Source organism: uncultured Gemella sp. (assembly GCF_963519265.1).
In the GTDB taxonomy this organism is placed as follows: domain Bacteria; phylum Bacillota; class Bacilli; order Staphylococcales; family Gemellaceae; genus Gemella.
Genome location: NZ_CAUQNQ010000004.1, coordinates 44,579 through 54,451 on the forward strand (window position 1 = coordinate 44,579; position 9,873 = coordinate 54,451).

Here is a 9,873-nt window from a genome sequence, read left to right on the forward strand (position 1 = left end):
AACACCAACTTATATTTATACCTTTATTATAGTACAGAAAAAAGATAGAAACAATATAAAATTATAATTTTCAGAAAACTTACTCTAATTATCTTGACACGAAAAAAAAGTCAGTATAATTGAGAGTGACTAAAAAATCGATTTCTTTGAAATCACGATTTTTGAGTCACTCCCAAGCGCACCTGAACAGTTTAACTTCTCTCTTGCCTTTATTTTTCCACCTATCAAAAAACAAATAACTAAGAAATTCTATTATAAAGTCCGTATTAATTTCTCATATTTAAGATTCATCAACAAAATAATATTTAAAATTTATATTATTATTTTACAATTCTTCTAGATAATATCAATAATATAATAAAACTTGCTAATAACAGTCCATAAATCATTAAGACTAGTTTTACTTCTATCGCTAGAGATAATACTAATGAAATATATATAATAATTAGTAATGAAAATAATAGAACTCCTATGAAATTCATATAGATTTCTCCAATTACAAAAGTTCTTATTTTGTCTAAAGATATTCCCATATTTTTTAATATCTGAATTTCAGCTTTTCTTTCTTCTAAACTTAATATCATCGAATTAAATAGATTTATTACAAATATAATTAAAATAAAGATATTTAAAAATAACAAACCAAAATAAACAAAGTTATAAAACTGTAAATTTTCACTTATTACATCTCTTGTATATAGACCTTCTAAATGTCTATTAGAATTCACATAATTCTTAATAACATCAGTATTGTTGTCAGTATTATAGACTTCTACTGATAAGATATTAGAAGTTTCTATTCTTGATGTTTTAGGTGCAATAGCTACTAAATTATAAGGATAAAATTGATTGTCTATTATTGTGGATATGACATACTTCTCCAATTTCCCTGTTCTAGAATCTTTTAAATCTAGAGTATCACCTACCTGTAGATTTAATAATCTCCTAAGCTTTTCATTCAAAATCAACTCATTATCTAAAAAATTATTATTTAATTTTTTCCCTGAAATCACATTAAAAGTTCTTAGTTTATCTCTTTTTTCTATGTCTAATTTAATAATTTCTATTTCATTTATATCAACCTTTGATTTTTCACTTAATCTTTTCCAATCATCACTATATGGAACATTTGAAGCTATTCTATAGTCTTTTGTATATAATATTTCTACTATATTATTGCTTTGTATGTTTTCCTCTATATATTTTAAATCATTATTATTAACAAAATTCTCACTTTTATTCTGATCAGCATTTGTTATTATATAATCAGCAGGCAACTGATTTAAAGTATTTTCTTTAACCTTATTAGAAAATATAGATAAAAAATTGAAACTAAATAATAGTAAAACAATTGATAAAACCATCAATTTCATTATCATAGCATATTTATTATAATTATTTGCAAATGATTTAACTGGATATGAAATATCAAAGAACTTTTCTCTTTCGGACAATTTATACAATCCTACAAAACAGTACTTAAACACTATAAAAAATGATACTATTAAAATAGCTACAGTTAAATATTTAAAATTTTCATTATCTAATACATTAGACATTACAAAGAATAATAAATTTATTATTAATAAGGATAAAATTTTTCTTCTTAATTTTGTATTGATAATACTATCTTTTTTATGAATAACCTCAATATCGTCTACATATTTATTTTTCTCTTTTCTTAGCAACAGATATGTTACTAAGAAAACTATTAGTTGATTTAACAGTAAATATACAACTGCACAAAAAACAAATGTTGAAAATGAAAGTATTTCAAAAGATACATCTAACTTCTTAAAAATACTATTAGAAAGTAAATATATACCACCTGATAAGAATATTCCTAATACCGATCCTACTGTTGCTAAGATTAAGTTTTCACCTATAAATATTTTATTTAGATACTTATGACTAATTCCCATTCTCTTTAAGACTGTCATTTCAAAAAAACGAGATCTTATTCTCATTTTAAAAATTCCAAATAATGATATTATATATGTCAGAAACATTCCTGTTATCATAATATAAAATAAAGGAGTATATATTCTTATTTTTTTATAATCTAATTCTTTACCTTTCATACTATCATATTTTAATTTTTTATCATTAAAATATTGTTCTAACATTTGTTTTATAGCTTCTTTATTTGCTTTTGTTTTTAACTGAAGCAAATTAACTTTATCTTTATAATTATTATTTTTCTGTAAATCAGATAAATTAATAAATATTTTCAACGATAAACTATCCTGAATATTACTAGAAACAATTGCAGATATTTTATAACTATTATTATATATAGTCATAGTATCTCCTACTTCTAATTTATACTTATCAGCATAATTTTTATTAATAACTATTTCACCACTATTTAACTCTTTATTTCCATTTAATGTTTGATATTTTGCAAGTTCCATAGAATTATTTTCAAGCCCATAAATTGTTGATTTATCCTCTAATTCTAAAACTAATAATTTATTAAACTTTTCATATGGAATAGGAATCTCCCTTATCTTATCATTATCAAAAAACACATTTCTTTCGATGTACCCAAATTGTAAATCATATTCTCCAAATTTCTGATTATTTTTATTTTTTAATCCAGTACTCACACTGAAGAATATAAGAGTAAAAACTAGTAATAATACTAGACTTATACATGAAGATATTAATAGAATTTTGCTTTTATTTCTATTAAATTTTATTGAATTTAAAATATATTTCTTTATCATATCTTCTCCCCCATAAACTAAATGTTAATTTTTAATAACTCTCTTTGTATTAAATCTACTCGATTACTTAAATCAATATCTATATTAGTCTTGTCAAAAGATAAATTTGAAATAATGTTTCCATCTTTTAAAAAATATACTTTATCCGCATATGCAGCAACATAAGAATCATGACTAACCATTATCATCGTCTGTCCTATTTTTTTTATAGATTCACGAATAAATTTTATCAAATTAGCTGCGTTTTTTGAATCTAATGCTCCTGTAGGTTCATCTGCTAAGATAACTTTAGGGGTATTCATAAATGCCCTAGCAAATGCTACTCTTTGTTTTTCTCCTCCTGATAATTCAGTTATATTTTTATCCTTTTCATTCTCCAAATTCGCCATTTTTATAAAATAATTTGCTTTATTTCTAATTGTTTTTGTATCTTCCTTTTTTAGTACTCTAGCAGGAAAAATAATGTTTTCGTAAGCAGTAAAAATATCTAGGAGTTGATAATCTTGAAAAACTATCCCTATATTCTTTAATCTATATTCTGCTAGTTTCTCATTGTTAAGACTAGTAATATTTTTATTATCAATTACTACTTTACCACTATCTAGCTTTAACAAACCTGCAATAATTTTTAATAAGGTACTTTTCCCTGATCCACTCTTCCCCATAATAACAATAAATTCACCTTTTTCCACGAATAAATTTAAGTTATCTATAATTTTTCTGTTATTAATTTCTTTGTTAATATTCAATAAATTTATCATATTTTTCGCCTATTAATTACTTCCATATATTTCACATCACATATAAAACTAAACTTTATAAAATATATTGGTCTTCCCTTTATTATACTATTTATGTAACCGTACTTTTGTTTTATCTTTGATATTTGAATTTTTTTAAAAAACAAAAGTAACCGTTTACTTTAATTGTATTTTATCACAATGAACATAGAAAGTGAATATTTTCACATATAAAACTTATTTTTACCAAATAAAAATATTTTTCTTATTTAAAGAATCAATATCCCATACTTATACATTATGAAATCGACATTTTTTTATTTAAAAATTGATTTAAATACAATAATATTTCCCATCTCTTTTTCTTATATAATATTTCTTTCTATATTAGCAATAAAATTTCTTATCTTTTTTTGTATTTTAATTAATTGTATTTTTCAGAAAACTTACTCTAATTATCTTGACACAAAAAAAAAAGTCAGTATAATTAAAGTTACATAAATACTATAGGGGATTCAAAAATAACTAAATCTTAAAAAAGTTTATATGAGAACTCGTATTCGTAGTCTAAACTCACCTTATAAAAGCTTTTAGAGATCTAAGAAACTTCATGGAGAAATTGACAAATCGATGTCTCGGTAGTCACTATTTTTGAATAACTTCTATAGAAATATAATCTATACAAAGGAGAGCAATATGATTAAAAATATTTTAGAAGTTATAACATTGAACAAATTAAAGTTATCCATTATGTTTATTTTAACACTAATAGTATCAATAGGGACTGTTTATGTTGTATACGCTCGTGTTGATATTGTTGATTCTGTAATATACAAAACAGGATCTCTATGGACAAAAGTTGGCGTTATTATTTGTATTTTAATAATAGTAGAAATGCTTAGAGCGTGGTTAAAAATTATAATTGCACAATTAGTTAAACAATGGAAAATATATCTAGGTGATAGAATTAGTAAAAACATAGAAACTATGTCTCAATCAGAATTTAATAAGGTTGATTCTGGTGAGCATATGACTAAATACACTTATCAACTTGAATTATTATCTGCGTATTTATTCTCACCATTAACTGGTTTACTTAGTGCTATTGTATTATTTATCTCATCAGTAGTATTTTTATGGCTTATTAACTGGAAATTTGTTGTATTCGCCCTATTATCATCAATCGCTATGTTTTTAATAAGCGGTAAGTTCGGTAATAAAATTAGTGTAGGATATACAAATTTATCAATTTTATCAGGGAAATTCTCTGGAGTTTTAAAGGAATATTTAACAGGTTATGAAGATTTAAAAAATATCGGTAAGATAAATTTATTCTCAAAAAATGTTAAAGCTAGTCAGATTCAAAAAGAAGATCAACAGTATAGTATTTCTAAATTAATGGCATTTGCTGAGTTAACTTTACAAAGTATCGAGAAGTTACTTGAATTATTAATTTTTATATTTGCGATTTACTTAGTTTTAAAAAATGAATTAACTATAGGAACGATAGCTTCGGTATCTACTATACTAGGCATATACCTTACTTCTATCAATCAATTGGTTGATCTGTATATTAAGGTAATCGGTACAAAAGAAATATTAAATAGCGTTATAACTAAATCAACTGCTAAAGAAACACTTTATCCACACGTTGAAGAAAATATTGAATTTAAAAACTTTAATTATAGTTTCGGAGATAACCATGTCATTAAAAATTTCAACTTTAATATAAATAAAGGTGGAAAATATGCCGTAATCGGTAAAAGTGGTTCTGGAAAATCTACTATAATCAAGTTGCTACTAGGAAAATTACAATCCAACCAAGATAAAGTATTAATCGATGGAAATCCTCTTGAAATACAAGATGATATTAACTTCTCAAAAGAGATTGGATATGTGAGTCAACAAACATCTATTTTCAGCGGTTCAATTCGATATAACATCACTTTAGATGATAGTTATTCAGATGAAGAAATATGGAGAATATTGGAAAAAGTTTGTTTAGCTGATAGAGTTAAAGCTTTACCTGACGGCTTAAATCACAACCTAGCTAATATGGGAGAAATCCTATCAGGAGGGGAAAAGCAAAGACTAGTTCTTGCGAGAGTTTTAATTAGAAATTATCCAATTTTAATTCTTGATGAAGCAACCTCAGCATTAGATGAAAAAACAGCAGTACAGATAGAAAACAATATCTTAGCTGACAACAAGTTAACCTTAATAATGATTTCTCACCATATACAAGAAGAAATCAAAAAACAACTAACAGAATGTGTAGAATTAAAAGTACAGTAATATGATTTATTAAATGGTTTAAACAAAATGGGAGTGACTCAAAAATCACGATTTTTAAGTCACCCCCGTTTTTTTATTTTCCCTTATATAATCTAGCAACAGCAGTATAATAATTATATTGAATACCTACATTCCAAATTAAAATTTTAAACTAAAAATTTCTACACTTTGAACAGTGTTTTCCTCCAGACTTTGTTCAAAAGTATAAACTTATGCAAATTTCTTATAAAAGTATAAATATCTCATTATAAATAAAAATGAAACTAACACAAATAGAAATACAAACTTAACTAGATTATCTATAAATTGTAAATAGATAAATACTAGTAAAACTCCTGCTACCTCTACCAAGTATTCAATTACACTCGCTTTTTTCCAGTTGATTTTGTCATATAAGTCAACCACATAATATTGAGCAATACCTAATATCATAAACGCCAATACAGCTAAACTATATGCCTTAATATCTGTTTTATCTTGAGTGAAAGCTTCAGGTAAAAAGCTTGTAGTGTTAGTTAAATATTTATTCATCGCTATAAATAAGAAACCTACTATTTCAACTTGCAATACCAACAAACCTAAATCTTTAAGCTTATTCATTTTTCTCCTCCTCCCTTTTAAAATTATTTTATTAACTAATACAATATAATTACTTATACTTATTCAAGTATATTATACCATTTTTAAAAACGCATTCAAAATATTTGTGATGTAATGTTATGTGTATTTTTTTAATTCATCAGAAAATAATACTATACCAAAACCTAATAAAACTATAATAACCGATATTAATATCGCCATTTTTACCGAAAAATATGTTGAAATACCTCCACCTATTGCCGCTCCTAGTGGAATAAGTCCTCTTCCAAAAATTCTCCAAATAGCAGAAGCACTTCCCAACATTGATAAATCAACATTACTCTGTCTTATTGTAGTAGCATTCACATTATATAAAGGCATCGCTGCTCCTATACACATCGTTGCAACAAATAAAGATAATGTACTCTCTTCACTGCTTAAATAATAAAGAGTGAAGCCCACTGCATATAAAATAAATGATAATATTATAGTTCTTCCCATTCCTATAGTATCAGATATTTTTAAAGAACTTATCGATGCTACTACAAGACCTATATTCCCTACGCTTATAATCATCCCAATTGTATATGGATCAACATTTAAAACCTTACTTAAGTAATAAAACTGAATCGATTGAAAAATACCTATACCGAATACCAATACAAAGTAACTCATCGCCAATTTAAATAATATTTGATTATTAAAAAAATAATTATATGCTTCTCTTATGTGAACTATCGATTTCTTTTTTGTTTTTACTTTATCTTTCTCTATATCACATGGAAGTAATATCTGACAAAAACTTGCTAGCACAAATGTTATCCCATCTATTATAAAAATAAATGGAGCAGAAAATAAACCAAATATAATTCCCCCAACACTTGGAGCAGCAGTATCAATAACACTATTACTTAATTCCATTTTATAGTTTGCTTTCTTTAGATTTTCTTTCTCTACTACCATAGGAATTTGACTATAAAAAGATATACTCCCAAATAATAAGAATGTATTCAATAAGAAAATTAAAATGTAAAATCCCCACAGTGATAATATTTTAAAAATAGAAAATACAAACAATATTATAGAAATAACAAAACAAATTATATTTGTAAAAATCCCTATTTTCCTTTTATCCCCCCTATCTACAACAACCCCTATTATTGTTCCAAAAAGTAAGCTCGGTAAAAACGACATTACTGTAATCATAGAAGTTTCTAATACCGTAGTATCATAAATGAATATTCCTACTAATGGAAATCCAAATATAGTCAGTTTATTTCCAATTGAACTAACTATCTGTGATAACCATAATAAATTAAAATTTCTATTTAACATATTAGACTCTCCTATCTCTATATTTTAAAATATTATGAAAGTGACTCAAAAATTGTGATTTCGGACAAGGAGATTTTATCGAGTCATCTCCGAAAAGTTTATCAAATATCTAAAAAGCTTTCATAAGGTGAATTTATATATCAATAAATCACTACGTCTACGAGTGCTCATGTAAACTTTTTTTAAAATTTGGAACTTTTGATTCACTCCCCATTACATATACCTCATCATACATTTTCAAAGTTTCTGGATAAGATCTGTGTGATATATGAATTAAAGTCTTATCTTTCATACTTAATAGTAATTTTTCAACTAAAATATATGTATCTTTATCCAATCCTGATAATGTTTCATCTAAAACTATAATCTGTTTTTCTTGTAAGATAGCCCTAATTAATGCTAGCCTTTGTTTTTGTCCACCAGATAAATTTGATTTTCTCTTATCGTACGTAGTATTAATCAAATCAGAAGCTTCTTTAATTTTGTCATCTAATCTAGTTTCTTTTATTAAGGTCATTATTTTATCCGCTTCTATGTTTTTATAAAAAGTAAGATTATCGATAATCGTACCTACAAATATAAAGCTATATTGAGGAATATAAGTTATTATTTTCTGAATTGTGTTATATTCATAACTGTTAATATTTTTTCCGTTTAAAAAGATATTACATCCTTCAAGGTTTTTCGTTAATAATAATGCTAACGTCGATTTTCCACTACCACTATCTCCTTGAATTAAATACTTTTTACCCTTTTCAAAACTAGCTGAAAAATTACTAAAAATTTCTCTATTATTAAATTTATAACTTTCATTTCGAACTTCTATATTTTTAAAATCGATAATTTTATGACTATCTATATATTCAAACCTCTCTTTAGAATCTAATTCCCTCTTTATATCTTTTACCGATGCTATATTAGCTATAGAAGCTGTTATCAAATTAATAGGCATTACTAACTCTGCAGAAATAGTAAAAATAGATACTATATCCCCTACACTAGTATTTCCTAACAGAGCTTGACGCCCTCCTATATATAAAATAGCAATAATAGTAGCGTAGAATACTAATCCTGTTAAGACATTTACAAGTGATGCTAAAATATTCTTTCTATTAACAAGTTTATTTATTTTTTTATATTCATTAAGTAATTTTTCATAAAATATATTAGCCGAATCACTATTTTTAATAACTAATAACCCTTCTAAAAAATCTTCAAGTTTATCATTATATCTAGCCTTTTGTTTAGAAATAGTATTTTGAACATTTTTCAAATATGCTTTGAATAGGTTAGGAATTACAATCGGAAATAGTGACAATCCTATAACCCAAAACGCTGTTGTTACATCTAATTTGAACAACGCTATTATAGCAAAAATAAAATAAACTAACCCCTGATACAGAGAGAAAATCGTATTATAATATTGATCTTTCACCATTTCAATATCATTGTTCACAGTAGATAATAAATTTTTACTCTTTGTATCTAGTTTATTCCTAAGTAAACTACCCACAAGTGTTCTATGAATATTAAACCCAACTTTATTTAGATAAATAGTATCTAAAATCTGACGTAAATATTCACATATAAGCATTAGTATAATAATTACAGATAAATATATAATTTGATTGTAGAATAATTGCTCATTTTTAGTAGTAAGGGCATCAACAACATATTTAATTTGATAAGAAAAATAAATATTAATCCCCGAGACTGCTGTAATAAGTAATAAAACTACCGCAAATAAAAATTTCCTCATATTTCCCACTCCTTAGTTGAGTCCTTCTATTTAAAAGTTCAGTTTTCATTTTATAATAACCTTTGAAAATCTAAATATAATAAAAAGAAATCAATTTCTCATAGAAGCCAATCAATTTCTTTCTTAATATTTGATATTCTAAAATAATTCAATCTATAGATTAACTTTCCACTCAACATAAAATCCAATTAACGTTTTGTTAAATTATAGAAATTATATCAAATAAAAAATTGCTAGTCAATGTTATTTCTGAAAATTCAAGGTTGTTTTTAGAATTCGTTAAATTTATAATATTACGTATATTTATAAATTATTGATAATCACCGTTTAATTTGATATAATCAAAATTGGAGAGAGAAGTTAGGGGACATTAGTTTCCGGTAAAGATGGTGGCTACTTCAATATGAAAGGGGATGGTGCTATGCTCGCATACACT

6 protein-coding genes are annotated in these 9,873 nt (G+C 25.1%); 1 reads left to right on the top strand and 5 read right to left on the bottom strand.

Annotated elements, in window-relative coordinates; genetic code table 11:
• Positions 1 to 320: 320 nt before the first annotated feature.
• Positions 321 to 2,729, bottom strand: coding sequence for an FtsX-like permease family protein (locus RWN11_RS01315; RefSeq protein WP_314159991.1), 2,409 nt, complete (start codon positions 2,727 to 2,729; stop codon positions 321 to 323).
• A gap of 17 nt (positions 2,730 to 2,746) precedes the next feature.
• A complete protein-coding gene (locus tag RWN11_RS01320) occupies positions 2,747 to 3,490 on the bottom strand; it encodes an ABC transporter ATP-binding protein (RefSeq protein WP_314159992.1) in 744 nt (247 codons plus the stop codon).
• 675 nt (positions 3,491 to 4,165) lie between these two features.
• On the opposite strand from RWN11_RS01320, the gene RWN11_RS01325 reads away from it, so the two are divergent.
• Positions 4,166 to 5,764 (top strand): ABC transporter ATP-binding protein, encoded by a 1,599-nt coding sequence (locus RWN11_RS01325; RefSeq protein ID WP_314159993.1) that lies wholly within the window; start codon positions 4,166 to 4,168, stop codon positions 5,762 to 5,764.
• A 210-nt stretch (positions 5,765 to 5,974) separates the two neighbouring features.
• On the opposite strand, the gene RWN11_RS01330 is transcribed toward RWN11_RS01325, so the two are convergent.
• From RWN11_RS01330 to RWN11_RS01340, 3 genes are all read right to left on the bottom strand, one after another.
• Positions 5,975 to 6,364 carry a hypothetical protein gene (locus tag RWN11_RS01330; RefSeq protein WP_314159995.1) on the bottom strand — a complete coding sequence of 130 codons (390 nt, stop codon included), beginning with the start codon at positions 6,362 to 6,364 and terminating at the stop codon, positions 5,975 to 5,977.
• Positions 6,365 to 6,481: 117 nt separating this feature from the next.
• Positions 6,482 to 7,678, bottom strand: a complete 1,197-nt coding sequence (locus RWN11_RS01335; RefSeq protein ID WP_314159996.1) for an MFS transporter — start codon at positions 7,676 to 7,678, stop codon at positions 6,482 to 6,484.
• Between the two features lie 157 nt (positions 7,679 to 7,835).
• Entirely contained in the window at positions 7,836 to 9,437 is a 1,602-nt protein-coding gene (locus RWN11_RS01340; RefSeq protein ID WP_314159997.1) for an ABC transporter ATP-binding protein, read from the bottom strand.
• Positions 9,438 to 9,873 lie beyond the last annotated feature (436 nt).

Bases quoted from the DNA above. Each gene is read 5' to 3' on its own strand.
- RWN11_RS01320 (WP_314159992.1), bottom strand. From the start codon at position 3,490: ATGATAAATTTATTGAATATTAACAAAGAAATTAATAACAGAAAAATT.
- RWN11_RS01330 (WP_314159995.1), bottom strand. From the start codon at position 6,364: ATGAATAAGCTTAAAGATTTAGGTTTGTTGGTATTGCAAGTTGAAATA.
- RWN11_RS01340 (WP_314159997.1), bottom strand. From the start codon at position 9,437: ATGAGGAAATTTTTATTTGCGGTAGTTTTATTACTTATTACAGCAGTC.
- RWN11_RS01325 (WP_314159993.1), top strand. From the start codon at position 4,166: ATGATTAAAAATATTTTAGAAGTTATAACATTGAACAAATTAAAGTTA.
- RWN11_RS01335 (WP_314159996.1), bottom strand. From the start codon at position 7,678: ATGTTAAATAGAAATTTTAATTTATTATGGTTATCACAGATAGTTAGT.
- RWN11_RS01315 (WP_314159991.1), bottom strand. From the start codon at position 2,729: ATGATAAAGAAATATATTTTAAATTCAATAAAATTTAATAGAAATAAA.